The sequence below is a fragment of the Nonomuraea sp. PA05 genome (assembly GCF_008086045.1).
Lineage (GTDB): Bacteria > Actinomycetota > Actinomycetes > Streptosporangiales > Streptosporangiaceae > Nonomuraea > Nonomuraea monospora.
In genome coordinates this window covers 164,513-189,733 of the sequence record NZ_VSEY01000004.1, presented here as the reverse complement: position 1 = coordinate 189,733, position 25,221 = coordinate 164,513, and the positions used below count along the sequence as shown (strand labels likewise).

Below are 25,221 nucleotides of genomic sequence, written 5' to 3'. Positions count from 1 at the left end.
GGGCCAAAATTGGGCAACACGCTCACGTGGAGGTGCGGCTGTGCCGCGTAGATCCCTCGCAGTCCTCGCGGCCATGACCGCCGGCCTGCTCCTGCCGCTGACACCGGCCCAGGCAGCCACACCCGGCGAGGCGGCTGCCCCGAATCGGGCGGCCTCGTGTGCCGGGCCACGGGTGGAGACGTTCGGAGAGGCGTCGATGACCGGCGCCATCGTGGGCGCCACCGTCCACGACGGCAAGGCGTACGTCGTCACGCGCGGCCAGAAGCCGCCCGTACTGGCCGAGATCGACCTGGCCGGCCGCAAGGTCGTCAGGAGCGTGCGGCTGCCCGACGGCCCCGCCACCGGTGAGCCGGAGGGCGGCTGGGCCACGACGGTGTCGGGCGGCAAGATCTACGTCGGCACCTACCCCGTCCCCGACCTCTACAGCTTCGACCCGGCCACCGGCGAGGTGGCGCACCTGGCCTCCTTCGGCAAGAACGGCGGCTACATCTGGACGCTGGCCACCGCCCCCGACGGCACGGTCTACGCGGGCACCTACCCCGACGGCCGGGTCAGGGAGTACGTCCCCGCCACCGGCGCCGTGCGCGACTTCGGCGTGCTGGCCGCCGGCGAGCGGTACGTCAGAGCGGTCGCCGCCGACGACGTGAACGTCTACGCGGGCCTGCTCGACAAGGGCAAGCTCGTCGCGATCAACCGGGCGACCAGCGCCGTCACCGAGCTGGCCCAGGGCACGACGGGCATCGGGGTGGTCGCCGAGCACGGCGACCGGGTCTTCGCGACCAGCGGCGCGACCCTCATCGACGTGCGCAAGGACGGCACCGACGACCGGCGCGTCCCGCTCGGCGGCAGCAGCTTCGACGCGCTCACCGCAGCCGCCGACGGCACCCTCTACGCCACCTCCCGCCCCGACGGCACCGTCTACCGCTACCGCACCGGCGACAGCGCGCCCGTCAAGGTCGCCGAGCCGCCGTCGCGGGACGACGAGACCCGGCGGATCGTGCTGACCGGCGACGACACGCTGGTCGGCTTCTCCGGCAGCGGCGGCATGTGGTCGCTGGACCTGGGCACCGGGCAGTCGCAGTTCACCGACCTGATCGAGGCCGGCCTGCCGGCCGGCGCCGAACGCCCGCAGAGCATGCTGCTGGTGCCCGGCCGCGCCGTCTACGTGGGCGGCCACTTCTTCATGGACGTGCGCGACCTGCGCACCGGCGAGCAGCGCCGCTTCCGCGTCCCCGGCGAGCCCAAGGACCTCGTGCGGCGCGGGAACAAGATCTACGCCGCCATCTACCCCAGCGGGAACATCATCTCCATCGACCTGCGCACCGACGAGGTCCGCAGCCTCGGCTACCTGGGCCAGGGCCAGCAGCGCCCCTGGGACATCGAGTACGACCCGGTGCGCGACAAGCTGCTGGTCGCCTCCGCCCCGCTCGGCGCCGAGCTGGAGGGCGCCCTGTCGATCGTGGACCCCGACACCGGCCGGATCGACGTCTACAAGGGCGTCATCCCCGGGCAGAGCCTGATGAGCCTGTCGCTGGACGCCCGCAAGGGCGTCGTGTACCTCGGCGGCGACGTGCTCGGCGGCGGCGGCACCCCGCCGGTGCACACCTCGGCCTCCGTCGCGGCGTTCGACCTGCGCACCCGTACGGTGCTGTGGCAGGTGGACCCGGTGGCCGGTCACCGCACCTTCCAGGACATCAAGGTCCACGGCGGCCTGCTGTACGGCGTCTACAAGCGCAACTCCGGCGCCTGGATCGCCCTCGACCCGGCCACCAGGACCGTCAAGTACCAGGGCGCCCTGTCCGGGTACGGCGAGCTGACCACGCACCGGGGCCGGGTGTTCGTCAGCACGTTCTTCGGCGGCGGCAACGTCTACGAGCTGAGCGACCACACCACGCACCTCGCCACCGGCCTGGGCGACGACTGGTACACCAACCCGCAGCTCCACTTCGAGCCCGGCTCGTGGAAGGCGTGGGCGCTGAGCGGGAGACACCTGGCCAGGATCGACCTCGATCCGCGCTGCCCGCTGCTGACCGTCACCCCGCCGCAGGCCTGATGCCGTACACCGTCATGGACGCCCACCGGCTCATCGGCCCCGTGCCCTTCGACGACCTGCCGGAGGACCCGAGGCCGGACATGGACCGGCTGGGCGTCCAGCGCGCCTGCGTCACCCACACCCTCAGCCTCTACTCCGACGTCCGCGCAGGGAACGAGGCGCTGCTCGAACTCGGCGACCCGCGGCTCGTCCCGGTGCCGGTGCTGCTGCCCGAGCCGTTCGAGCCCGTGCCGGACTGGGACGTGCCCATGGTCAGGCTCTGCCCGGACCGGCACCGCTTCGAGCTGACCGGGCCGACCGCCCTGCGCTGGCTGGCGGCGCTCGGCCGGATCGTGGCCATCGACCTCGACGAGACCTCGCCCGCCCAGCTGCTCGCCCTCGCCCGCGAGCTGCCCGAGCAGCGCGTCCTGCTGCTCAACCCCGGCTACCGGCGGCTGCGCGCCATCGGCGAGCTGATGGCCGCCATGCCGAACCTGTGGCTGGAGATCGGCACCGTCAACACCCAGCGCGGCGTCGAATGGCTGGCCGGGCACTTCGGGGCCGGGCGGCTGGTGTTCGGCACCGGCGCCCCCGTCATGGACGACTGCGGGCCCCGCTTCCTGCTCGACCACCTCGACCTGCCGGAGGACGACATCGCCCTGATCGCGTCGGGAGGCGACCTGCTGTGATCCTCGACGCACACGGCCACCTCGGGCCGTGGCCCGACTTTCTCATCCCCGACCAGTCGGCCGACGGCATGGTCACCCTCATGGACCGCGTCGGCGTCGACGCCATCGGCATCAGCCACCTGCTCGCCGTCGGCCCGGACGCCGAGGAGGGCAACCGGCTCGCCTTCGCCGCCGCCGAGCGGCACCCCGGCAGGTTCGGGGTGTGGCAGGTCTACAACCCGCACCAGCGCAACCGGCTCACCCGCGAGGGCGTCTGGGGCGTCAAGCTCCACCCGGACGTGCACCAGTGCGCGCTCGACGACCGCCGCTACGACCCCGTCTGGGAGCTGGGCCTGCCCGTGCTCGCCCACGGCCAGACGGACTCGCCATGGAGCGACCCCGAGCGGTTCGTCACCGTGGCCCGCCGCCATCCGGGCGTGCCGCTGCTGCTCGGGCATGCCGGGCTCTGGCCGTACGGGTTCGCGCGCGCCGCCGAGTTCGTCCGGGACCATCCGAGCGTGTACCTGGAGATCTGCGGGTCCAAGATGACCGGGCGGTGGATCGCCAGGCTGGCCGGTCTGGCCGGCGCCGACCGGGTGATCTACGGCTCCGACGCCTGCTTCCTCGACCTGCGGGTCGGCTTCGGCCGCGTCGCCCTCGCCCCGCTCTCCGACGCCGACCGGGCCCTCATCCAGGGCGGCAACCTCGCCCGCGTCCTGGGCTGCTCCGGCCGCATCCTCGCGCCTTTGGAAGGACCTGTCCCATGACGCTCGCCATCGACGGCGGCACCCCCGTGCGCACCGCCCCCTGGCCGTCGTGGCCGCCCCCGCTGGACGACACCCAGCGCAGGCTCGTCACCGCCGTCCTGGAGAGCGGCCGATGGGGCGCCACCCAGGGCGGCTCGGCCTGCGCGGACCTGGTCGCCGCGTTCGCCCGCCGCTCCGGCGTCGGGCACGGCGTCGCCGTCGGCAACGCCACCCTCGGGCTGTTCGCCGCGCTGCGCGGACTCGGCGTCGGGCCGGGCGACGAGGTGATCGTGCCGGCGTACACGTTCGTCGCCACCGCCACCGCCGTCCTGCTCACCGGCGCCACCCCCGTCATCGTGGACGTCGACGCCACCGACCTGCACCTGTCACCGGCCGCGGTCGAGGCGGCGCTCACCCCCCGCACCGCCGCGATCGTCCCGGTGCACCTCGCGGGCAGCCCCGCCGACATGGACCCGCTGAACGCGATCGCGGCCCGGCACGGCCTGTCCGTCGTCGAGGACGCGGCCCAGGCGCACGGCGCCGCCTACCGTGACCGGCCGGTCGGCGGCCTGGGCGACGCCGGGGTCTACAGCTTCCAGTCCAGCAAGGCGATGACGGCGGGGGAGGGCGGCCTGATCGTCTGCCGGTCCAGGGAGGTCCACGAGGCCGTCTGGTCGGTCTGCAACGTGGGACGCACGCTCGACGGCGCCTGGTACGGCCACCCGCACGTCGGCTGGAACCTGCGCCTGACCGAGATCCAGGCCGCCCTCCTGCTGCCCTGGCTGGACCGGCTCGACGACGAGATCGACCGCAGGAACGCCTTCGCCGCCGCCGCGGAGCGGGAGCTGGCCCGCCACGACCTGGTGACGGTGGTCCCGCGGCCGCCCGGCACCACGCGCGACTCGCGCCACCTGCTCATGCTGCGCGTCCACCCGCCCTTCGACCGCTCGTCCCTGCTGGCGGCCATGGCGGCGGAAGGGGTGCCACTCGACGGCGGCTACCCGCCGCTCGGCACGATGGGCGCGCTGACCGAGGCGGGCGCCCGTACGGAGCCCTGCCCGTCGGCCGAGGCGGCGGCCCGCGAGGTGGTCTGGGTCCGCCAGGCCATGCTCATGGACGACTCCGGCGGCGCCGCCCACCTCGCCGAGGCACTGTCGAAGGTCCTCGCGAGCCTGCCGCCGCACCGCTCAGGTCACAGGTGAGGAGGCCCGGGGCCGCCTCAGGCCCCGGGTGAGGCCGCCGCCTCAGGTCCAGTTGGCCAGCAGGCGCTCGAACTGCTCGCTCGCCTCCACCGGATCGAAGTCCGGCATGGCCGCGCGCATCAGCTCGTGCGTCTGCCGCTGCGCGTCCGCGCACGCCGCCCGCACCGCGCTCAATGTCTCCTCCGACAGCTCCCGGCTGCCCATGCGGGTCACGCGCGGGCCGTAGCCGATGCCGAGGACCCGGCCGTTCACGTCCGCGGTGGCCTTGACCTGGCCCTGCGCCGCTTCGCCCGCTCCCACGATCTGGTCGAGGTCAGGCTGCGCCGTCTCCAGCCAGGCCAGCACCCGCTCACCCTGGCGGGTCAGCTCGTCGATGCGCTGGTCGCTGATGTCGGCGGGATCGAACTGCTGGCCGTGCACCCTTACCTCCGAACCTATTGAAGAAGATCGCGGGCGACCTGCTCGACCCGCCCGCGCACGAACGTCTCGTCGAGCGGCTGGGGCAGTGCGGCGGCGCTCTCCGCCGCGTCCGCGATCTCCTGCGCCTTGCGCGCCGCGTCCTCCTGCGCCGCCCGGAGCACGGCGGCGACCTCGCGGGCGAGCGCCGGCTCCCCGAGCCGCATCGCTCGCGGGTCGATGTGCAGCCGGGTGAGCCCGCCCTCGCCGTCGGCGGCGGCCTCGATCAGCCCGTCCCTGCTCGCCGCCACGCCCTCGACCTGACGGATCGCGTCCTGGGCCGCCCGCAGGTCGCGCATGACCTGCTGACCCTGGGCGAAGTAGTCGAGGAGGTACTCCTCGTCGTGGTCGGGCGTGGGTGGCCGCATGTCGGACCTCCGGTTGTCAGGAGAGCGCGGACGGCCACCCAGTCTAGACAGCTCTTTTCGCGATCTTGACAGGGAGATTCATATCTCATGAACGACAAATCCTGTAAAGAGGATGTTGTGTGACGATATGGTGCTTCGGCATGACGGGACTTGAAATCGCCTTGGGGGCGGTGGGGCAGCAGGCCGGCCGCATCAGCGCCCACGGAGAGGACTATCGCACCGCGCTCGCACCGCTCGAAGCCCGCGGCGACGGCGTGTCCTCGTTCGGAGATGACGGTCTGTTCTCCATGTTCACGAGCATGTACGCCGAGTGCCGCGCCGTGTCGATGGCCGCGCTCTCCGGGCTGTCCACCGCGATCACCGACACGGGCGACAACCTGCGGGCCGTGATCGGGAACACCCGCGACAGCGAGGCCGCGACCACCCAGTACGTCGAGAACGCGGGCGCATGGCAGTAGTGCTCCCCCCGGCGGCGGCCGGGATGATGCAGCTGCTCGGCCCCTGGCCGAACATCGACGAGGACGACGTCAGGGCCGAGGGCAACGCCGCGCGGACCGCCCAGGCCGTGTCGGCCCCGGCGGCGGGCGGCGCCGACGCGGCGGTGCGCGGCGCGCAGCAGGTCTACCGTGGCGACTCCGCCGCCATGATGGAGAGCACCTGGAACAGGACCGGCGCCCAGGGCGGCCACGTCGCCCAGGCGAACCAGGCGATGCGGGTGATGCCGGCGGCCCTGGACGGCACCGCCTCCGTGGTGTCGGCGGTGAAGGTCGCGGCGGGCACGCAGGCGGTGTTCACCGCGGTGGGCGTGGCCAAGGCACTGGCGTTCGGCGGGGCGGTCGGGGCGACCGTCGCGACGGCCCGGGTGCTGGCCTCGCGCCAGGCGGTCAGGAAGATCCTGCGCGAGGGCAGCGAGGGCACCGGCAAGGTGATCGCGCCCATCGTGCGCCGCAGGGTCACCGAGCCGATGCGCCGCATCCTGGACGACCTGCGCCGCCCCGGCGGCACCGGCGGGCCACGCCTGGCCACGGCCGGCGGGCGCGGCGCGGTGCCCGTGCGGACGTCCGGCCTGCGCAACCCCTCGGGACCCAGGTCCGTCGAGGACGGCATCGCCCGGATGGGCCGCAGGAACAACCGCGACAACAACCGCGGGCGCGGCAGCGGCGGGAACAGCCGCGGCGGCGGAGGCTTCTTCTCCCGCAACTCCAACCAGGGCTCGCGCCACGACGGCAGGATCCACGGCGACCCGCCCACCAGCGCCAGGGGCATGTCCGAGGCGGAGGCGAAGAAGGCCGAAGAGATGCTGAAGAAGAGCATCAAGGCGCGCAAGGCCGAGGAGGACAGGAAGGGCTACGAGGTCGGGCACGCCGAGCGGATCAGAAGGGAAGAGAGGGCTCTCAAGGACCTTCAGGACAGCATCCGGCGAAAGCAGTACGATTCCACGCCCGACACCTCGTCCAGCGGAGGCACGTACAACAGCGGAAGCTCGCAGGCTTCCGCCGACCGCTATCCCACCGACGCCGAGTGGGAACAGCAGAAGAAGAACAGGAGGTGGTAGGGCCGATGCCGACACAAGCGGGCGAGGAGCTGATCGAGCGCATCCTCGCGCATCCGGGCGACGGCGACCTCGTGGGCCCGGCGGCCAACGACCTGCTGAGCGAGCTGTACGCGGGCTTCCCCGTCGAGAACCTCACCCGGCTGCTGCACAGCGGCGACGACCGGATCCTGCCCACGGCGACCTGGCTGTTGTCCGAGATCCCTGGGCTCGCCGCGCCGCTGATCGGCGAGGTGCCCGCCCTCCTGGCCAGCCCGATCCGCGGCGTGCGCTACGACGCGATCGAGGTGGTGCTGGAGAACGCCGGCGAGCGGGACGGCCCCGTCATCGCCCAGGTGATGAGCCTGAGCGGCGACCCCGAGAGCGCCGTCCGGTGGAAGGTGCTGGAGTTCCTGACCGAGGCGTCGATCGAGCAGTTGGAGGCGGGGGCGGCGAGCCTGCCTCCCGGCCAGCTCAAGGAGCTGGCCGAGTGGCTGATCCTGCAAGACGGAGAGGATCCCGATCTGCCCGGAGTGGTCATCCGGCTCGAAGCGGGTGATCCGGTGACGCGGATGTTCGCCACGGCCGCCGCCGCGAGCCTGTCCAGCGAGGGCGACGTGAACCTCCTGATGCACGCGGTCATGGTCGAGGAGGAGGAGATCCGCTCTTTCGCCCAGGAGCGGCTGAGCGAGCTGAGCGGAGAAGAGCCCGGCTAGAGGTTCAGATGCCCACCACCGCCGTGTGCGTGTGGCCGCGGCTGCCGCCCACCTCCACCTTGATCGCCCGCTTGGCCCTGCGCACGCCCCGGTCCTTCTCCTTGACCGACTTCACCGGCCAGGGCAGCGTGATCTTCACCTCGTCGGCCGTCCTGGACGGGTCGGAGACCGCGAGCCGTACGCGCCGGTCGTCCCGGCGGACCAGCAACGTGCACGGGCCGTCGGCGGCGAGCGGCCCGTGCGGGGTCTCCACCCGCCCCGCCCGCCAGAAGACGGCGGCGAGCAGGTCGCCCCGGGAGATGGCCTGCACCGTTCCCGAGTTGGCCAGGATCCTGACCCGCAGCCCGTACGCGGCGGTCTGCGCGGCGCAGGCGTCGGGCAGCACGGCGTAGGCGTAGCGCGCCTGGCGCGGATCGACGCCGTGGTCGAGCACGATCGTGGTGTAGTGCCTGGTCACCGGGGTGTCGTCGCCGCCGGTGGTGGCGCCCTTGTCGATGTCCGACCAGCGGCCGGTGCGCTCCTTGCGGATCACCTGCGCGGCGGGCCCGTCGAGCAGCACGTAGCCGGCCACGCCGGGCAGGTGGATCCAGCGGTCGCCCCGGGCCAGCGGGGGATGGCCGTCGTGGGTGTTGCGGTTCTCCACGACGGTCTCGACGCGGCGGCCGTCGGAGGCGGTGATGCCGGCGCCGAGGGCGATCACCGCGTCGTCGAGCAGGAACCACGCCTTCTTGGCCCGCAGGGAGGAGCCGCCCGCGATCAGCTGCATGGCGGCCACGCCGTACTCGCCGTCCAGGGCCGTGCCGCCCGCCCACGGGGTGGGCGGCAGGCGGCGGTGCCCGTGCTGGAGGTCGGCGCGCCTGCGGACGTCCACCGTCGTGCCCGGCAGCCGGTACGGGTCGATCGTCGGCCACAGGTCGTCGTTCCAGTGGGTGAGGTCGCCCGTGTAGAGGTAGGTCATGCCGTCGCCGGTGTACCAGCCGTGCAGGTTCTCCCTGTTCATCGCCTCCGCCGCGCCGGTGCGCCGCGAGCTCATCGCGATCGCGCAGGCCCAGGTGGGGCGGCGGTGCACGACCCGGTCCATGTCGGCGAAGACGTAGGTGCCCGTCGTGCGCGGGCCGACCGGCACCGACGGGTCGTCCAGCAGGGCCCTGGCCTTGGCGATGCTCGACAGCGGGGCGATCGTGTCGTACGGGACGGCCGTGTTGCGGGTGAGCCAGCCCTTCACCAGCGGCCGCCAGCGTTTCGCGTGGCGTTCCGGCGCGGCCTCCAGCAGGTTGAGCATGGCCTCGACCGTCTTCTGCCCCGAGTGGTGGTCGCGGTGGCCCTGGCGGGAGATGGACCGGCCGCGCACGCAGTCCATCATCATCCCGTCGAAGACGAACGGCACGAACGAGCGGTCCACGATGTCGTAGACCTCGCCGACGTCGCGGATCTCCCACGGCGAGCGCGCGAGCATGGCGATCAGCCTGGCGACGCTCTCCAGGTAGTCGACGCCGTAGCTGCCGTTGTAGGGGTAGACGTCGTGCTGGATGAACGACCCGTCACGGTAGAAGCCGTCGCCAGGACCCCTGGTCGGGCGCAGCAGGTCGGAGACCGCGTCCCTGGCCCGCTTGATCAGGCGGGCGTCGTGGGTGAGCAGGCCGCGCATCGCCACCGCCATGGCCTTGCCCGCGCGGTTCGCGCCGGTCTCGACGACGCCGGGGTGGCTGACGCGGCGCTCCGGGTCGGGGCACCAGCGGCGCAGCGGGCGCAGCCAGCGTTTGAGCCGGTCCTTGGGCAGGCCGTCGTAGAGCAGGGCGCAGGTGTCGGTGAGCGAGCGGGGGACGCCGATCTCCCACCAGTACCAGTTGCTGCCGCGCGGGTCGAAGCTCTCGTGGTAGGCGTGCTCGTACAGGAAGTCCAGCGCCCCGGCCGCGACCTCGGCCACCTGCCTGTCGCCGTGCATGGCGGTGCCCGGCGTGGCCCAGCCCAGCGCCAGCGTGCGCATGCGGTTGTAGGCGCGGTTGAAGTTGCCGGTCCGAGGGTCGTCGAGCGGCAGGTCGGGCCAGAGGCTGGGGCGGCCGGCGGTGGGCTTCAGCTTGCGCAGCACCGCGTTGGCCGACCCCTCGATCGCCTGCGTCTGGTCGGTGTAGGCGGTGTTGTACTCCCCTCCGGCCAGCAGGCGCACCCACCGCTCACGCGCGGCGTCGAACGCTGCGGCACCGACCTCCGCGGCGGCCGGTCTGTCGCAGAGGGCGAGCCCGGCCACGGCCGCCGTACCCAGCAGAGCGGAACGCCGGCTCGGGGGGTTGATCACCATACATATTAGGATATGGACACCCGATAATCGCGCACCCACGCGTTCAGCTCGACGAGGTTCACCAGCAGTTGGGCGCCGCTCGACCCGCCGGGCAGTTGCGCCCGCAGCTCGCCCGCGCCGATCCGCTTCAGCAGGTCGTTGAGGCGCGGCGCGTCGAACATGGCCCGCAGCGGCGACTCGCTCGCGTTCACGATCCACGTCGCCTCACGCACCAGCGCCTGATCGTGCGCCGGGTTCTGGACGTGCGGGTACGCGCTCTTCTGCCGGGTCAGCGTGGACGGCGGCAGAATCGCCGCCATCGCCTCCTTGAGCAGGCTCTTCAGCCCGCCCCCGCACTTCATCGACCAGGGCACGTTCCACACGTACTGCACGAGCCGGTGATCGCAGAACGGCAGCCGCACGTGCAGCCCCTGCGCCGCGCTCATCCGCTCCTTGCGGTCCAGCACGACCGCCAGCGGCCCCGCCATCCCGAGGTACAGTACCTCCCGCATCCGCGCGTCCAGCCCCCGCTCGCCCGGCAGGCGCGGCACCTCGCCCATGAGCTGCGCGTATCGGGCCTTCTCGTCGCCGTCCCGCGCCAGCTCGGGCACCAGGTAGTCGGCGAGTCTCGGCCCGTCCCCGAGCCACGGGAAGGCGTCGCGCCCGACCAGCTCGCTCTTGAACAGGTACGGGTACCCGCCGAAGAACTCGTCCGCGGCCTCCCCGGACAGCGCCACCCTCGTGTCCTGCCGCATCCGCTGGAACAGCAGGTACATCGACGCGTCGAACTGCCCCCAGCCGGGCAGGTCGCGGGCGCGGCGGGTCGCCGGGATGGCCGCGAGCAGGTCCGGCATCGTCGCCGTCAGCGTGGTGTGCCTGCTGCCCATGAACCGGGCCGCCGCCGCGGCGTACGGCGCGTCCACGTCCGGGCGCAGCTCGGTCGGCGCGAAGTGCTCCTCGTCGCTGTCGAACTCCACGCAGTACGTGTCGAGCGGGTGCGGCAGCAGCCGCGCCGCCAGCGCCGCCACCGACGTCGAGTCCACGCCGCCGGACAACATCGCCCCGCACGGCCCGGAGGCGGGCAACTGGCCGGCCACCGCGTCGTCGAACAGCTCCCGCACGCGCTCGGCGGTCCGGGCGGGCGGGTGCTCGTGCGGCTCGCTCGTCAGCCGCCAGTACGCCCGCGAGACGGGGCTCCGGCCGGGAGCGTAGGTGACGACGTGCGCCGGCTTGACCTCGCGCAGCCCGGCCAGCGGCGTCTCACCGGCGAGGGTGAGGCGCGGCTGCAGCACCATCGTCATCAGCGAGTGGTCGAGGCGCGGGGTGAACAGCGGGTTCGCCATGATGCCGCGGGGGAGTGAGGCGAACAGGATCCCGCCCGGGTAGGCGTGGTAGTAGAGCGGTTTCAGTCCGAGGTGGTCGCGGGCCAGCAGCAGCCGCCGCTGCCGCCCGTCCCAGATGGCCAGCGCGAACGCGCCGGTCAGGTGGGTGACGAAGTCCGCGCCGTGCGTCAGGTAGGCGTGCAGCAGCACGTCGGTGTCGGTCGCGGCGGGGGACAGGCCGAGGGATCGGCGGACGGCGGCCAGGTTGTAGATCGCGCCGTCGCAGGCGAGCGCGACGCCGTCCCCCTCCGGTGCCGGGAACACCGCCGGCTGGCGGCCCTCGGCGGCGCCGGGGAGGGCGAGGTGGCGGTGGCCCAGGGCCGCGTGCCTGGTGAGGTGCAGCGCGCCCCCGTCGGGGCCGCGGTCCGCCATCGTGTCCGTCATCGCGCGTACGACGTCCGCGTGCTGCGTGAGGTCGCGTTCGTGGTCGATCCATCCGACGAGACCGCCGCTCATCCGGTCAGCTCCCATGCAGTCGTAGTGAGCGCCCGCCGCACGCGGGTCAGCGCCTCGCGGGTGCGGTCCTGCGCTTGGACGAGGGCGATGCGCAGGTGCCCGGCACCGGGATTGACGCCGGTCCCGGCACCGGGATCGCCTTCTGAACCGGCACCCAGATAGCGGCCCGGCATCGTCATGACCGCCTCCTCGCGCCACAGCCGCCGCGCCGCCTCCTCGTCGTCCGGCACCGGCAGCCACAGGAAGAACCCCGCCTCGGCCCGCCGGTAGCCGGGCAGGTCGCCGAGCAGGTCGTCCGCCACGTCCCAGTTCGCGCTCACGGCCGAGCGCAGGCGCGCCACGTGCGCGTCGTCCGCCCACAGCCGGGCCGCCACCGCGCACACCGGCTCCGCCGTCGAGACCCCGCAGGCCCGGTTGTGCGCGGCGTACGCCGCCACGCTCGCCGGGTCCCCGATCACGAACCCGGACCGCAGCCCCGGCATCCCCGACCGCTTGGACAGGGTGTGCAGCACCAGGAACCGCCCGGCCTCGCCGGCGACCCCGGACGCCAGGAACCCGCCGCCCGAGGGCGCGCCGTGGACGAGGTCGATGTAGCACTCGTCCACGACGAGCAGCGCCCCGGCCTCCCGCGCCGCCGCGGCGATCTCCCGCAGCCGGCCCGGCGGGTGCGTCTCGCCGCGCGGGTTGCCCGGCGAGCAGAGGACGACCGCGCCGACGTCCCGCCGGCCGGCCACGGTGGCGGCGAGCTCGTCCGCGTGCGCGTAGAAGACGGCCCGCCCGCCGGACGTCTCCGTCGCCGCGTGGTAGGTGGGATAGAACGGGTTGGGCAGCACGACGGCGGGCGCGAGCGCGGTGACGGACAAGGCGATGGCGGCGGCGACGGCCTGCTTGGTGCCGGGGGACGGCTCGATCGCCAGGGATCCGTCGCGGACGGCGACGGCCACGTGGCCGCCGAAGCGCCGGGTGAGCCAGCCCGTGTAGGCGGCGCGCAGCTCGGGGGTGCCGCCGAGCGGCGGGTAGCGGGTCCAGCCCGCCACGTCGCCGAGGAGCCGGCCGTCCACCGGCGGCGTGACCAGGCGGGCCTCGCCGAGGTGGAGCGGGATCGGGGTGCGGCCGGCGGGCGCGGGCACGTTCGCCAGAAGCGCGCGCAGCCGCTCGAACGCGCTCGGCGTCGATCGCAGAAGTGTCATGGGATCGCAGGGGTGTCTCGGGGGCTGAGGGGGTCAGTCGCGGACGAGGTCGTTCAGTGCCGTCTTGCCGCGGGTGCGGTCGTCGGCGTGCTTGACGATGACCGCGGCGTACACCGAAATTTCGGGATTTGTGGGGTCGGTGCGCGCGCCCGGGACCACCACCGCGTTCTCGGGCACCTCGCCATAGGTCACCTTGCCCGTGGCGCGATCGACGATGGGCGTGGACCTGCCGAGGAACACCCCCATGCCGATCACGGCGCCCCGCCGCACCACCACCCCCTCGGCGATCTCCGAGCGCGCGCCGACGAAGACGTCGTCCTCGACGATGACGGGTTGCTCGCCGAGGGGTTCCAGGACACCGCCGATGCCGGCGCCGCCGGAGATGTGGCAGCGCGCCCCGATCTGGGCGCAGGAGCCGACGGTGGCCCAGGTGTCGATCATCGTGCCGGGCCCGATGTGGGCGCCGACGTTGACGAAGCACGGCATCAGCACGACCCCGGGCGCCACGTACGCGCCGAGGCGGACGACGCCGCCGGCCACCACCCGCAGGCGGGCGTCGCGGAAGGCCGGCTCGTCCCAGCTCTCGAACTTGAGCGCGATCTTGTCGAAGCTCTTCGGCCGCCGCGGGCCGCCCGTCCCGACCTCGTTCCGGTTGATCAGGAACGACAGCAGGATGAGCTTCTTGACGAACGTGTCGACCACCCACTCCGTCCCCTGCGGCCTGGCGGCGCGCAGCTCACCGCGGTCGAGAGCCGCCAGCCCGGCGGCGACGTGCGGCGCCAGCGCCGCCAGGTCGCCGCCGGACAGCGACTCCCGCCGTTCGAAGGCGGCTTCGACCAGACTTCTGTTCACGGATCACGCTCCTGTTCGAACCGGCGCTTCCCAGCGGACGGTCGCCGTGTAGTCGTCGTAGGTCTCGGCACGCCGGATCTCCACCACGTCGCCGCCGTCGGTGAGCATCAGCTCGGCGGGCCGCAGGCGGCCGTTGTAGGTGAAGCCCATGGCGTGGCCGTGGGCGCCGGTGTCGTGAACGAGCGCGATGTCGCCGTCGCGTGGCTCGGGCAGCTCGCGGTCGATGGCGAACTTGTCGAGGTTCTCGCAGAGCGCGCCGACGACGTCGAACCTGCCCAGTGGTCTCCCCTTGGCGTAGGGGAGCGAGATGTGGTGGTAGGCGCCGTACAGGGCGGGCCGCATCAGCGACGACATCGACGCGTCCAGCCCGGCGATCTCGTGGCCCTTGCGGCAGCGGTTGATGACGCGGGTGACGAGCACGCCGTGCGGGCCGGTCACGTACCGGCCGATCTCGGTCAGGATGCGCGGCCCGCCGGAGCCGAAGTACTCCTCCTTGGCGGCGACGATCTCCTCCGCATACGCGGTGAAGTCGATGGGTTTGTCGTCCTCCCGGTACGGGATGCCGAGGCCGCCGCCGACGTTCACGTACGCGAGCCCGATCCCGATCCGGTCGGCGATCCGCGCGCCGATCCTGATGACGTCGGCCGCGGCCCGCGCGGCCCGGCCGGTGTCGAGCTCGTTGGCGAGCGTCATGCCGTGGATGCCGAACCGCCGCGCGCCCCGCGCGACGGCGTCGGCGTACGCGCCGGCGAGCTCGTGCACGGGCACCCCGAACTTGCTGTGCGCCGCGCTGCCCATGAGCGCGCAACCGGCCGTGAGACCGCTGGGGGAGATGCGGAAGGCGACGGTCTCGGGAAGCTCGTCGACTTTCTTCAGGAAAGATCTGTCGTCGAAAGTTATCAACGCCCCCGCGGCGCGGGCGAGCTGATATTCGGACAGCGCGGTGTTGTTGGAGGTGAATACGATGTCGCCGGCCTGCGCGCCGACCGCCAGGGCGAGGCGCACTTCGACCGCCGAGGAGCAGTCGAAACCACTTCCGGCGGCCCGCAGCAACGCCAGGACATTCGGGTTCGGCAACGCCTTCACCGCGAAGTACTGCCGGTACGCGGCGTTGCCGAATGCGCGGACCATGGCCTCGTGGGTGGCCACGATGCCGCGCGCGTCGTAGATGTGGAAGGGGGTGTCGTAACTCGCGACGAGATCGGGGAGCAGCGGCAGCAGCCGCTCGGCGAATTCAGCCGACATCGGCACGGCGGGATCCGATCATCATGGCACGAGGGCGACGCAGATGGTTCGGTTACGCATTCCGCTGACCGGCCGCTGGTACGGGAAATAATAGCTTTCCAGCGGCTCGAACCCGAAAGAAATCAGGCCCTTGTGCAGATAGTCCTTGGCGATGAACCAGAATCCGTCCACGTGCTCGTGCATCGCGAAGTCGGCCTTGCCGTCGCGGGGCGCGTCGTTGGACAGGACCAGATGCGAGCCCGCCGGCAGGTTCAGGTCGCGTAGTTTGCCGAGGGCGGGGTCGAGCCCCTCCGTGGCGTCGAAGAGGTGGCCGAGCAGCCCGTCGGCGTAGACGGCCGAGACGTCGCCTGTGTCGGCCGGACCCAGCTCGAAGAAGTCGGCGGTACGCGCGTCGACGCCCTTCTTCCTGGTCAGCTCGACGGCTTCGGCGTTGCAGTCGATCGCCCGCACGTCTCTGCCCAGCCCGGCGAGGTCGCCTTCGACGAAGCCGTTGCCGCAGCCGAGCGACAGCACGGCCGCGCCGGGCGCGGTCAGCATGAGGATCTTCAGGACGATGTGCGAACGGTATTCGGGAACGTAGGTGGACGGCGTTATGGAGTCGTTGAACGCGCCCCCGCTCTCCCATATGTCATAGATGCTCTGCGAGGCAGAGCCGACGGGGCGGGGCAGGCAATAATAGTCGTGAATGCGCGCCAGCTCCGGTTTGGATTGCGGCACTCTTCCCTCCCTGGTTCGAGCGGTGTCGAGGCCGTGCCCGGTAAGGCGGATAACTCGCCTTTGTTTTTTCTCGGCCATCGAACACGAGGCTGCAGCGTAACACGCGGCCGGCGGAAGGCGGAAGGCCGCTTTTTTAGTGGCCCAGTCAAGATCCAAAAATTGTTTAATCCGGAGGTGTGAGATGTTCGTAACATGTTAACTCCCTGCTCGGAGCGGGTGTGCGGGTTTTTGTCACGACACTTACCAGGGCCGTTTGTCGGGCCGTTTCCGGAGTAGGAAGTGGCTCTTCCTTCCTTGCGCCGCGCTCCGGCGGCGTCGTATGCTCCCGCCATTGCCGCTACGAGCTCACGCGAGGTTCCCGCTATGCTCGAACTGATTCCCATCACGGAATGCATTGGCACCGAAGTTCGTGGCCTCGACGTCGCCGGTTATATTTCTGACCAGGATTTCGAGCGCATCTATCAGGCGTGGATCGACCGCACGATTCTGTTGATCCGCGGCCAGGAAATGACCCCGGCCGAGCAGGTGAAGTTCACCCGCAGATTCGGCGAGGTGGTCACCTACACGCGGTCCCAGTTCAACGCCGACGAGTTCCCCGAGATCCTCGTCCTGTCGAACCTGACCCGCGACGGCAAGCCGATCGGCTCGGCGTACAGCGGCCGGGTGTGGCACAGCGACGGCGCCTACCTCAGCGACCCGCCGGCGGGATCCATGCTGTACGCCCGTGAGGTGCCGCCCGTCGGCGGCGACACGTGGTACGGCAACATGTACGCCGCCTACGACGCGCTGCCGGACCACGTCAAGGACCGGATCGCCGATCTGAAGGTGGTCATCAGCCGGGTGCAGTCCCGGCCCTACAACTATCCGGACCGGCCACCGCCCACCGAGCGGGAACGCCTGGAGTGGGTGGACGTCGCGCACCCGATCGTGAAGGTGCACGACGTCAGCGGGCGCAAGGCCCTGTACGTCGGCGGCAACGTGCCCTGGCGGATCGAGGGCATGCCCGAGGACGAGAGCCGGCCGCTCATCACGTTCCTCCAGGAGTTCGCCACGATGCCGCGCTTCACCTACCGGCACCGCTGGCGGGCCGGCGACATCGTGCTGTGGGACAACCGCAGCGCCATGCACATGGCCACCCCGTACGACCACGTCAACCACCGGCGCCTGATGCACAGGACCACCCTCGCGGCGGTCCTTTGAGATGCGGGCCGACTACATCATCGTGGGGGCCGGCGCGGCGGGGTGCGTGCTCGCGTCGCGGCTGTCCGAGGACCCCGGCGCCCGGGTGCTCCTGCTGGAGTCGGGGTCGCGGCGGCGCAGCCCGCTGCTGACGATCCCGGCCGCCGAGACCATCCTCATGGGCAACCCCGCCTACGACTGGTGCTTCGAGACCGACGCCGACCCGACGATCGGCGACCGCAGCCTGCGCATCCCGCGCGGCCGGCTGCTCGGCGGGTCCAACCAGATCAACGGCATGATCTTCGTGCGCGGCCAGCGCGAGGACTACGACGAGTGGGAGCGCCTCGGCAATCCCGGCTGGTCGTGGGCCGGCGTGCTGCCGTACTTCAAGAGCCTGGAGAGCACGGCGATCGCCGGGCCGAGCCGGGGGCGCGACGGGCTGATCCGCGTCGGCCTGCCGCGCGAGCGCGACGAGCTGTGCGAGGCGTTCCTGCTGGCCGCGCAGAAGTCCGGCTACCGCGAGAACCCCGACTACAACTCCGGTGACCAGGAGGGCTTCGGCTACTACCAGGTCAACCACGACCGCGGGCGCCGCTCGTCGGTCGCCGGGACGTACCTGCGCCGCGCGCTGCGCCGGCCGAACCTGACCGTGCTCACCGACGCGCACGTCACCGGGCTCCGGTTCGACGGCACGCGCTGCGTCGGCGTCCGATTCCGGCACCGGGGCCGCTCCTGGCAGGCCGGGTGCGCGCGCGAGGTGATCGTCAGCGCGGGCGCCGTCCAGTCGCCGCAGCTCCTCGAACTGTCGGGGATCGGCTCCGCCGACGTGCTCGCCGCCGCCGGGATCCCGGTAGTGCACCACCTGCCAGGCGTCGGCGAGAACTTACGCGACCACTACGCGACCCGGCTGCGCTGGCGGGTCCGCCGCCCCATCACCTTCAACGAGCGCTCGCGCGGGCTGCGGCTGGCCGGCGAGATCGCGACGTACCTGACGCGCCGGCGCGGGCTGCTCAGCCTGCCCATCGCGCTCGGGCACGGGTTCGTCCGCTCGTCCGACGCCGAGCCGCGGCCGGACCTGCAGTTCCACTTCGCCCCCGCCAGCTACGGCGCGGGCGCGACCCGGCGGCTCGACACCTCACCCGGCATGACCGTCGGCGTCTACCCGCTGCGGCCCGAGTCGGCCGGGTCCATCCACATCCGCTCCGCCGACCCGGCGGCGCCGCCCGCGATCCGGCCGCGTTTCCTCGACTCGGCGGCCGACCGCGCGCGGCTGGTCGCCGGGATGCGCATCGCGCGCCGCGTCGTCGGGGATCCCGCGCTCGACCCGTACCGGGCCCACGAGCTGATCCCCGGCAAGGACGTCAGGACCGACGAGGAACTGGTCGCCTACGCGCGGGAGAACGGCGACACCTCCTACCACCCGGTGGGAACGTGCCGGATGGGCGACGACCCGATGGCGGTCGTCGACCACCGGCTGCGCGTGCACGGCCTGTCCGGCCTGCGCGTGATCGACGCCTCGGTGATGCCGACCATGGTCTCGGGCAACACGAACGCCGCGAGCATGATGATCGGCGAGAAAGGCGCAGCGCTCGTAATCGCCGATTCCCTGGAGAAAGCATGAGGTTCGACTACGCACGCAACCGAGCCGCCGTCGGGACCTTCCGCGACCGGCGCAGCGCCTTCTGGCCGCCGTCCGGCGGTTACCAGCTGGCCTGCCTCGACCTGGCGGCCGAGACGCCCGACCTCGGTGCCGGCCTGCTCGCCGGGCTGGCCACGCTGAAGTCGGCCGTGGACGCCGAGTGGCATCACGCCAAGGACGCGGCGGTCGACACAGCGGCGGCGCCCGCGGGCAGGCCGGGCGCGCCCGCGCCGGAGGGCGCGCGGCGCTTCCACACGCCGGCGCTGGTCGCCTCCGCCATGCGGGACGTCGCCAAGCACCTGCCCCGCGACGCCGACCGGCGCGCGCTGCGGCTGCGCGCCGATGCCGTCGAGCACGGCTACCCGGACCGGGCCCTGCGCGAACTGGCGGAGCTGCGCGAGGACGTGACGCTCGTCGCCGGCCACATCGGCACCTGGTCGGGCAAGGACCCCGGCGGGCTGCCCACCGCGTTCGCCTGCCGCCGCGACGACACCGGGCAGGAGTTCGTGGCCGCCGCGCTCGCCGAGCGGGACCGGGTCGAGCCGTACCTGCGCTCGCTCATGGTGGACCTGCGGCTCGGCGACCTGCCGGCGTTCGCCGCGACCCGGCTGTTCTTCATGGCCGGCGAGGGCAACCTGCACCCCAAGCACATCGCGTACTTCCTGCCGGAGGACGAAGGGGTCAAGGAATCGCCGTACAAGAAGACCTACTACTTCCGCAACACCCACCGGGCCGTCCTCGACGCGGTGTCCGCGCCGCTGTCCGCCCGGTACGTGCGGGTGGGCGACGGGTTCGACCCGGCGGCCGATCGTTTCGCGGGCATCCCGGTGCTCGGCGTGCTCAGCCACGAGTTCGGCCACTTCGTGCACCGGCCCGCGACGGACTTCGACCCGCTGTGGCGGGCCGACCACTGGGTCGTGGGGGTGCTCCAGGAGACGGCCGCCGACGTGTTCGGCGTGCTCTTCCTGGCCGAGGTGTGGGCCGCGCGGCTCGGGATCGACAAGGCCGACGTGGTCGCGTACTACCTGGCCGAATGCCTGCGCTACGTGGACCGCGGGCTCGGCACGTTCCCCGACAGCGACGGCATGTTCCTGCAGCTGTCCTACCTGACCAGGCTCGGCGCGCTCGCCCCCGACGGGCCCGTGCTCACCGGCGAGCCCGACGTGGTGATCGCCGGGCTGCGGTCGCTGGCCCGCGTGCTCGCCGAGGTCCTGCTGCTGCCCGACCCGGCGCCCGCGCTCGCCTTCCACGCCGCGTACGGCCCGGCCGACCCCGGGCCCCTCGCCCCGCTGGTCGAGGAGCTGCGCCACCGGCCCATGCAGTCCGTCGAGTACGTGCAGGAACACCTCCATGTTCGTTGACTCCCTGGTGGACAGGCTCGCCGAGCATCCCGGGCAGCGGATGCGCTTCCTGTCGCGGGACGGCGGCACACTGGTCAGGACCTACGCCGAGATCCACGACGACGCCGCGCGGCTCATGGGCGAGCTGCGCGACAGCGGGCTCGGCGCGGGCGACCTGGTCGGCGTGCTCGGCCCGAACTCCTACGAGTGGATCCTGGCCGACCTCGCGCTGCTCGCCCTCGGCTGCGTGCCCGTCGCCATCCCGGCGGAGAACCGCTCGGACCCGGCGCGGATCGGCGGGCTGGTCGGCGCGTACCGGCTGGCCGCGCTGCTGCTCACCCAGCCGCTCCCGGACGGCGCCGCGCCGCCCCCGGCCACCGCGGTCCTCACGGACCGGCCGGTCAAGCTGGACCCGGTGCGGCACGCCGACGCCCCGGCGCTGCCGCCCGGCGTGCGCACCATCGCGTTCTCCTCGGGGACCGCCGGGACGCAGAAGGGCCTGCTGCTCACCGACGACGGCATCGCCAACACGGTCGAGCTGTCGGCCCGCGCGTGGCGGGTCACGACGGACGACGACATCGCGATCGTGATGCCGTACTCCAACTTCCAGCAGCGCTACCTCACCTACCTCGCGATCTGGACGGGCTGCGCCGCCACCGTGGTGCCGCCGGAGATCATGTTCCAGGCGTTCAAGGCCGTCGAGCCGACGATCATCCTGGGCCCGCCATCCTTCTTCGAGCTGCTGTACAACCGGGTGATGGCCGCCGACCCGGCCGGGCGCGTCGAGAAGGGCCGCGGCTGGCTGTCGATGTACGGCTCGCGGGTGCGGCTCATGTACACCGGGTCCGCGCCCGTCCCACCGGCCATGGTCGCCCTGTTCCACGAGCTCGGCGCGCCGCTCTACGAGCTGTACGGCAGCACTGAGATCGGCTGGATCGCGATGAACGTGCCCGGCCGGGCCAGGGCGGGCACCGCAGGACCGCCCGTGGACGGCGTCGCCGTCGAGCTGGGTGACGACGGCGAGGTGATCGTGCGCGCCGACCGGCCGCAGGTCGCCGGCTACGTGTACGAGGGCGTCGAGACGCAGGACGCGGTCTTCCTGCCCGACGGCAGGATCGCCACCGGCGACCTCGGCGTCATGGAGGACGGGTTCCTGCGGCTGACCGGCCGCAAGAAGAACGTGATCATCACCAGGAGCGGGGTGAAGATCAACCCGGCCGAGCTGGAGGCCGGCATCGAACGCGCCCTGCCCGGCGTGCGCGCCCTGGTCGCCCTGCCGGACGGCGCCGCGCTGCTCGCCTGCGTCGTCTGGACCGAGGACCCGGGCAGGGCGGCCGAGGCGGAGGCGGCCGTCGAACGGCTCAACGCCGCCCGCGAGCCCTCGCACCGGATCGCGACCACCATCGTCCGGCCGATGGCGGAGCTCACCGTGGAGAGCGGCCTGCTGACCAGGAACTTCAAGATCGACCGAGGCGCGGTGACGCGCGCCGTGTGGAGGAGTGGCGACAGGTGACCGAGGAGGCGCTCTGCCAGATCATCGCCAGCGTCCTGCCCGGCAGGGACGTGGCGCCGTCCATGAGCCTCAGGAACGACCTCGGCGTCGACTCGATCGGGCTCATGAGCATCGTGTTCGTGCTGGAGGAGCAGACCGGCATCGACGCCATGGGACACATCCAGAAGTTCATCGAGGCCGAGTACGTGCACGACCTCGTCGGCATCTGCCTGGGGGCGAACTCATGACGATCATCGACTTCCACTGCCACGTCGCGGCCGAGATGTGCTTCCCGCCGTCGTTCCGCGACGGGGTCATCGACAACATGGCCGCCGCCATGCAGGCCCGAGGCCTGCCCGCGACGAAGGAGCGGCTGCGCCGCATGCACGACGCGACCCTCCAGGACCCGCTCTGCGACCAGCTCGTCAAGGAGATGGACGACGCGGGCATCGACGTGGCCGTGCTGCTGCTGCCCGACTTCACCTACACGCTCAAGGACGGCACGCACTCCATCGAGGAGATCATCGACCACCACAAGCTCGTGGTGGACCGGCACCCCGGCCGCTTCCGCGTCCTCGTCGGCGTGGACCCGCGCTGGGGCGCCGACGGGATCACGCTGTTCGAGCGGGCCATCGTCGACTACGGCTTCGACGGCATGAAGCTCTACCCGCCGTGCGGCTACCGCCTCGACGACAAGGCGCTCTACCCGTTCTACGAGATCTGCGCGCAACGCCGGCTGCCGGTGCTGTCGCACATCGGCGCCACCTCCCCGGCGCTCGACTTCGAGATCGCGCTGCCCATCTACGTGGATCGGCCCGCGCGCGACTTCCCCGGCGTGGACTTCGTGCTCGCGCACGGCAGCGTCCACTACCCCGACGAGTGCGCGATGCTCTGCAACAACCGGCCGAACGTCTACATCGACGCCAGCGGCTACGAAGCGCCCGACGGCGTGGCCGGGCTCAACCGGTTCTTCCGCCGCAACATCAACCACAAGGTGCTGTTCGGCACCGACTGGCCGATCTTCCGGCTGCAGGGCAAACAGACCAACTTCGTGGAACGGCTCACGGCGGAAGGGGCCTTCCCGGCCGAGATGCCGCAGGCCGACCGCGAACTTTTCATGTGGAAGAACGCACAACGGCTCCTCGACAAGAAGGGCACAGGCGAATGACCTCGTTGACCGACGGCCTCACCGCCGAGCAGATCCAGTTCTTCAAGGACAACGGCTATGTTGGCCCCTTCGATCTCTACGAGCCCGGCGAGGCTCAGCAGATCTGGAGCAAGGCCATGATCGAGATGGCGCTGTCGAAGAACAAGCCGCACAACTCGACGATCATCAACTACGACCGGCACCTCGACTGCGACACCCTCTCCGAGCACATCTCGCGGCCGGAGATCGTCAACAAGCTGCGCTCGCTCCTCGGCGAGGACATCATCTGCTGGAAGTCCAACATCTTCCAGAAGCCGCCCGGCAGCGCGGGCACCGGCTGGCACCAGGTCGAGAAGTACATCGTCGGCGAGACCACGACCGCCGCCACGCCGTCGCTCAGCTTCGCCTTCGACCGCGACGACGACACGGTGCTCCAGGACGTCAGCGTCTGGACCGCCTTCTCCCCGGCCAGGCGCGAGAACGGCTGCCTGCGCTTCATCCGTGGCAGCCAGAAGCGCTGGTTCTACGACGAGGCCAGGCGGCTCACCAAGAACCCGGAACGCAAGACCGACTTCTTCGGCTACGACTACTCCGAGCTGCAGCTCGACCCCGACTGGGACCCGGAGAAGGACGACGTCGTGGAGATGGAGATGGAGCCGGGACAGTTCGTGCTGTTCGTCGAGAAGTGCGTGCACGGCTCGCTGCCCAACGTCAGCGACCAGACCCGCCTCGGCTACGCCTCCCGCTACGTCATCCCGCAGACCAAGGTGTACGAGCACGTGGACCGGCTGGTCGAGTTCGGCGACGAGATCAGCCTCGACTACCACGGCTGCGTCCTGGTCTCCGGCGAGGACAGGTACGGCCACAACCGCATCTACACCGAGAACCTCAACGGCTTCGCCTTCAAGCGGGTGGCCGCCGATGCCTGACCTCGACGACCGGCTGAGGAACTTCGTCGACTTCCTCGGCACCCAGCCGATGGCGCCCCCGCTCACCTACGACGACGTCGCGCCCGGCATGTCGCGCGCCGAGCTCGGGATCAGCTCGCTCAACATCCTCATCCTGGTCAACAGCTACATCGAGGAGAAGGCCAGCGGGAAGATCGCGCTGCGCCCCGAGTGGGTGCCGCTGCTCGACGACGTCGAGGGCATACTGAAGGTGCTCGACGAGATCGACGCCTGCGCGCCGGCCGAGGTCTGAGTGTCCGGCACCATATCCACGCACGTGGCCGGAATCTCATCCTTCGCGTACGTGGCCGGCGACGCCGAGGGCCGCCCTGAGGACATTCCCGGCTTCGACGACCTGTGGCGCGCGGTGTCGCCGGACACCGCGTTCTCCGCGATGGGCACGGGCACGTACCGGAAGATGACCGGGCCGCTCGTGCCGTACGTCGCCGACTGCGTGGCCAAGGTGCTGAGCGCGCACGGGGTCAGGCCCGCCGAGGTGGACCGCCTCGTGCTCGCCACCTCCGACGGCGCGCTCGGCCTGCTCGGCAGGGACGTCGCCGTCGAGGTCATGCGCGCCGCCGGGCTGACCGCGTGCGTGCCCGCGATCGTCTCGCTCCAGCAGTGCTGCAGCTCCGTCGAGGCCCTGCGGTACGGCTGGGACCTGGCCGCCGCGGGCGCGCGGAACGTCGTCCTGGTGGCGCTGGACCGCACCCCGGACGACCGCGACAGGGTGAAGTCCTTCGCGCTGTTCGGCGACGCCGTGGCCGGTTGCCTGATCAGCCGCGACCACGGCGGCCTCACCCTCGCCGGCGCAGGGCTGGCCGCCGACTTCTCCGGCATGGTCGGGCAGGACACGTTCGCGTCCAGGCAGGCCGTCGCCCGCGCCGCGCTCGACCAGGCGTACGAGCAGGCGGGCCGCGCGCCAGGAGACGTCACGAAGATCTTCACCTCCAGCCTGTACACGCCCATCGCCGGCTTCAACGCGATGGCCGCCGGGCAGGCCCGCGGGCTGCTGCACTTCCAGGAGCCGATGACCAGGTACGGGCACTGCGGCAACGCCGACTGGCTGATCAATCTGATGGACTACACCGACAAGACAGGCCTGGAGCGGGGCGCGCTCTACCTGGCGCAGGCCTCCGCCCCCGGCTTCTTCGCGTGCGCACTACTGGAGGCGAGTCAATGAAGATCGTGGTCGACGACCTGCGCGGGCCGGAGATCGCCGCGTTCCTGGAGGAGCACCTGGAGGAGATGCGCGCCATCACCCCGCCGGGCAGCGTCTACGCGCTCGACCTCGACGCGCTGCGCGTCCCCGAGGTCACGTTCTGGTCCGTCTACGACGGCGACCAGCTCGTCGGCTGCGGCGCGATCAAGCGCATCGAAGGCACGCACGGCGAGATCAAGTCCATGCGCACCGCCTACGAACGGCGCCGCGACGGCATCGCCGCCCAGCTCCTCACCCACATGCTGGCGGAGGCCAAAGCCATGGGCCTGACCCGGCTCAGCCTGGAGACCGGCTCGACCGAGCACTTCGCGCGGGCCAGGAAGCTGTACGAGAAGTTCGGCTTCGAGCCCTGCGGCCCGTTCGCCGGCTACGGCCCCGACCCGCACAGCGCCTTCATGACCAGGGCGATCTGACGC

Annotated in this window: 25 protein-coding genes; 17 read left to right on the top strand and 8 right to left on the bottom strand. The window is 71.7% G+C overall.

What is annotated here, in order from left to right; translation table 11 throughout:
- Nucleotides 1–40 precede the first annotated feature (40 nt).
- The 4 genes from FXF51_RS08215 to FXF51_RS08200 are packed head-to-tail and all read left to right on the top strand — an operon-like array spanning nt 41 to nt 4,648.
- Nucleotides 41–2,053: a PQQ-binding-like beta-propeller repeat protein gene (locus FXF51_RS08215; protein ID WP_262379353.1), complete on the top strand. Its 2,013-nt coding sequence runs from the start codon at nt 41–43 to the stop codon at nt 2,051–2,053.
- Complete coding sequence (locus FXF51_RS60655; protein WP_187414252.1) at nt 2,053–2,721, top strand: amidohydrolase family protein; 669 nt, start codon at nt 2,053–2,055, stop codon at nt 2,719–2,721. Before FXF51_RS08215 ends, FXF51_RS60655 begins: the two co-directional genes overlap by 1 nt.
- Nucleotides 2,718–3,467, top strand: coding sequence for an amidohydrolase family protein (locus tag FXF51_RS08205; protein WP_148433666.1), 750 nt, complete (start codon nt 2,718–2,720; stop codon nt 3,465–3,467). Before FXF51_RS60655 ends, FXF51_RS08205 begins: the two co-directional genes overlap by 4 nt.
- The gene (locus FXF51_RS08200) at nt 3,464–4,648 is read left to right on the top strand and encodes a DegT/DnrJ/EryC1/StrS family aminotransferase (RefSeq protein ID WP_148433665.1); all 1,185 of its coding nucleotides are present in this window, start codon (nt 3,464–3,466) and stop codon (nt 4,646–4,648) included. Before FXF51_RS08205 ends, FXF51_RS08200 begins: the two co-directional genes overlap by 4 nt.
- 42 nt (nt 4,649–4,690) lie before the next feature.
- Here FXF51_RS08200 and FXF51_RS08195 read toward each other — a convergent pair whose 3' ends face one another.
- Together FXF51_RS08195 and FXF51_RS08190 are read right to left on the bottom strand one after the other, a co-directional pair.
- The gene (locus tag FXF51_RS08195; protein WP_187414251.1) at nt 4,691–5,068 is read right to left on the bottom strand and encodes a YbaB/EbfC family nucleoid-associated protein; all 378 of its coding nucleotides are present in this window, start codon (nt 5,066–5,068) and stop codon (nt 4,691–4,693) included.
- A 14-nt stretch (nt 5,069–5,082) separates the two neighbouring features.
- The gene (locus FXF51_RS08190) at nt 5,083–5,472 is read right to left on the bottom strand and encodes a YbaB/EbfC family nucleoid-associated protein (protein ID WP_148433663.1); all 390 of its coding nucleotides are present in this window, start codon (nt 5,470–5,472) and stop codon (nt 5,083–5,085) included.
- 140 nt (nt 5,473–5,612) lie between these two features.
- On the opposite strand from FXF51_RS08190, the gene FXF51_RS08185 reads away from it, so the two are divergent.
- Genes FXF51_RS08185 through FXF51_RS08175 form a run of 3 tightly spaced genes read left to right on the top strand, consistent with a single transcriptional unit; the run spans nt 5,613 to nt 7,719 of the window.
- Nucleotides 5,613–5,930, top strand: coding sequence for a hypothetical protein (locus FXF51_RS08185; RefSeq protein ID WP_148433662.1), 318 nt, complete (start codon nt 5,613–5,615; stop codon nt 5,928–5,930).
- Nucleotides 5,921–7,027 carry a hypothetical protein gene (locus tag FXF51_RS08180; RefSeq protein WP_148433661.1) on the top strand — a complete coding sequence of 369 codons (1,107 nt, stop codon included), beginning with the start codon at nt 5,921–5,923 and terminating at the stop codon, nt 7,025–7,027. The genes FXF51_RS08185 and FXF51_RS08180 overlap by 10 nt, the downstream gene beginning before the upstream one ends.
- 5 nt (nt 7,028–7,032) lie before the next feature.
- Nucleotides 7,033–7,719: a hypothetical protein gene (locus FXF51_RS08175; protein WP_148433660.1), complete on the top strand. Its 687-nt coding sequence runs from the start codon at nt 7,033–7,035 to the stop codon at nt 7,717–7,719.
- A gap of 4 nt (nt 7,720–7,723) precedes the next feature.
- Here the strand turns inward: FXF51_RS08175 and FXF51_RS08170 are convergent, their stop codons facing one another.
- The 6 genes from FXF51_RS08170 to FXF51_RS08145 are packed head-to-tail and all read right to left on the bottom strand — an operon-like array spanning nt 7,724 to nt 15,917.
- Complete coding sequence (locus tag FXF51_RS08170; RefSeq protein ID WP_148433659.1) at nt 7,724–10,018, bottom strand: polysaccharide lyase 8 family protein; 2,295 nt, start codon at nt 10,016–10,018, stop codon at nt 7,724–7,726.
- 5 nt (nt 10,019–10,023) lie between these two features.
- The gene (gene asnB / locus FXF51_RS08165; protein WP_148433658.1) at nt 10,024–11,835 is read right to left on the bottom strand and encodes an asparagine synthase (glutamine-hydrolyzing); all 1,812 of its coding nucleotides are present in this window, start codon (nt 11,833–11,835) and stop codon (nt 10,024–10,026) included.
- Complete coding sequence (locus FXF51_RS08160) at nt 11,832–13,025, bottom strand: aminotransferase class I/II-fold pyridoxal phosphate-dependent enzyme (protein WP_148433657.1); 1,194 nt, start codon at nt 13,023–13,025, stop codon at nt 11,832–11,834. The genes asnB and FXF51_RS08160 overlap by 4 nt, the downstream gene beginning before the upstream one ends.
- 33 nt (nt 13,026–13,058) lie before the next feature.
- Nucleotides 13,059–13,877 carry a 2,3,4,5-tetrahydropyridine-2,6-dicarboxylate N-succinyltransferase gene (locus tag FXF51_RS08155; protein ID WP_148433656.1) on the bottom strand — a complete coding sequence of 273 codons (819 nt, stop codon included), beginning with the start codon at nt 13,875–13,877 and terminating at the stop codon, nt 13,059–13,061.
- Between the two features lie 3 nt (nt 13,878–13,880).
- Nucleotides 13,881–15,122 (bottom strand): diaminopimelate decarboxylase, encoded by a 1,242-nt coding sequence (locus tag FXF51_RS08150; protein WP_222871184.1) that lies wholly within the window; start codon nt 15,120–15,122, stop codon nt 13,881–13,883.
- Nucleotides 15,123–15,143: 21 nt separating this feature from the next.
- The gene (locus FXF51_RS08145) at nt 15,144–15,917 is read right to left on the bottom strand and encodes a class I SAM-dependent methyltransferase (protein WP_222871183.1); all 774 of its coding nucleotides are present in this window, start codon (nt 15,915–15,917) and stop codon (nt 15,144–15,146) included.
- A 285-nt stretch (nt 15,918–16,202) separates the two neighbouring features.
- On the opposite strand from FXF51_RS08145, the gene FXF51_RS08140 reads away from it, so the two are divergent.
- The 10 genes from FXF51_RS08140 to FXF51_RS08095 are packed head-to-tail and all read left to right on the top strand — an operon-like array spanning nt 16,203 to nt 25,218.
- Nucleotides 16,203–17,039: a TauD/TfdA dioxygenase family protein gene (locus FXF51_RS08140; RefSeq protein ID WP_148433654.1), complete on the top strand. Its 837-nt coding sequence runs from the start codon at nt 16,203–16,205 to the stop codon at nt 17,037–17,039.
- Nucleotide 17,040: 1 nt separating this feature from the next.
- Nucleotides 17,041–18,639, top strand: a complete 1,599-nt coding sequence (locus FXF51_RS08135; RefSeq protein ID WP_148433653.1) for a GMC family oxidoreductase — start codon at nt 17,041–17,043, stop codon at nt 18,637–18,639.
- Nucleotides 18,636–20,018, top strand: coding sequence for a hypothetical protein (locus FXF51_RS60650; RefSeq protein ID WP_187414250.1), 1,383 nt, complete (start codon nt 18,636–18,638; stop codon nt 20,016–20,018). The genes FXF51_RS08135 and FXF51_RS60650 overlap by 4 nt, the downstream gene beginning before the upstream one ends.
- Nucleotides 20,008–21,510: an AMP-binding protein gene (locus FXF51_RS08125; protein ID WP_148433652.1), complete on the top strand. Its 1,503-nt coding sequence runs from the start codon at nt 20,008–20,010 to the stop codon at nt 21,508–21,510. Before FXF51_RS60650 ends, FXF51_RS08125 begins: the two co-directional genes overlap by 11 nt.
- Entirely contained in the window at nt 21,507–21,737 is a 231-nt protein-coding gene (locus FXF51_RS60645) for an acyl carrier protein (RefSeq protein WP_187414249.1), read from the top strand. Before FXF51_RS08125 ends, FXF51_RS60645 begins: the two co-directional genes overlap by 4 nt.
- On the top strand, nt 21,734–22,657 hold the full coding sequence (locus tag FXF51_RS08115; protein WP_148433650.1) for an amidohydrolase family protein: 924 nt from the start codon (nt 21,734–21,736) through the stop codon (nt 22,655–22,657). Before FXF51_RS60645 ends, FXF51_RS08115 begins: the two co-directional genes overlap by 4 nt.
- Complete coding sequence (locus tag FXF51_RS08110; RefSeq protein ID WP_148433649.1) at nt 22,654–23,565, top strand: chlorinating enzyme; 912 nt, start codon at nt 22,654–22,656, stop codon at nt 23,563–23,565. Before FXF51_RS08115 ends, FXF51_RS08110 begins: the two co-directional genes overlap by 4 nt.
- On the top strand, nt 23,558–23,836 hold the full coding sequence (locus FXF51_RS08105) for a hypothetical protein (protein WP_148433648.1): 279 nt from the start codon (nt 23,558–23,560) through the stop codon (nt 23,834–23,836). The genes FXF51_RS08110 and FXF51_RS08105 overlap by 8 nt, the downstream gene beginning before the upstream one ends.
- A 24-nt stretch (nt 23,837–23,860) precedes the next feature.
- Nucleotides 23,861–24,766, top strand: a complete 906-nt coding sequence (locus FXF51_RS08100) for a hypothetical protein (RefSeq protein WP_148433647.1) — start codon at nt 23,861–23,863, stop codon at nt 24,764–24,766.
- The gene (locus FXF51_RS08095; protein WP_148433646.1) at nt 24,763–25,218 is read left to right on the top strand and encodes a GNAT family N-acetyltransferase; all 456 of its coding nucleotides are present in this window, start codon (nt 24,763–24,765) and stop codon (nt 25,216–25,218) included. The genes FXF51_RS08100 and FXF51_RS08095 overlap by 4 nt, the downstream gene beginning before the upstream one ends.
- Nucleotides 25,219–25,221 lie beyond the last annotated feature (3 nt).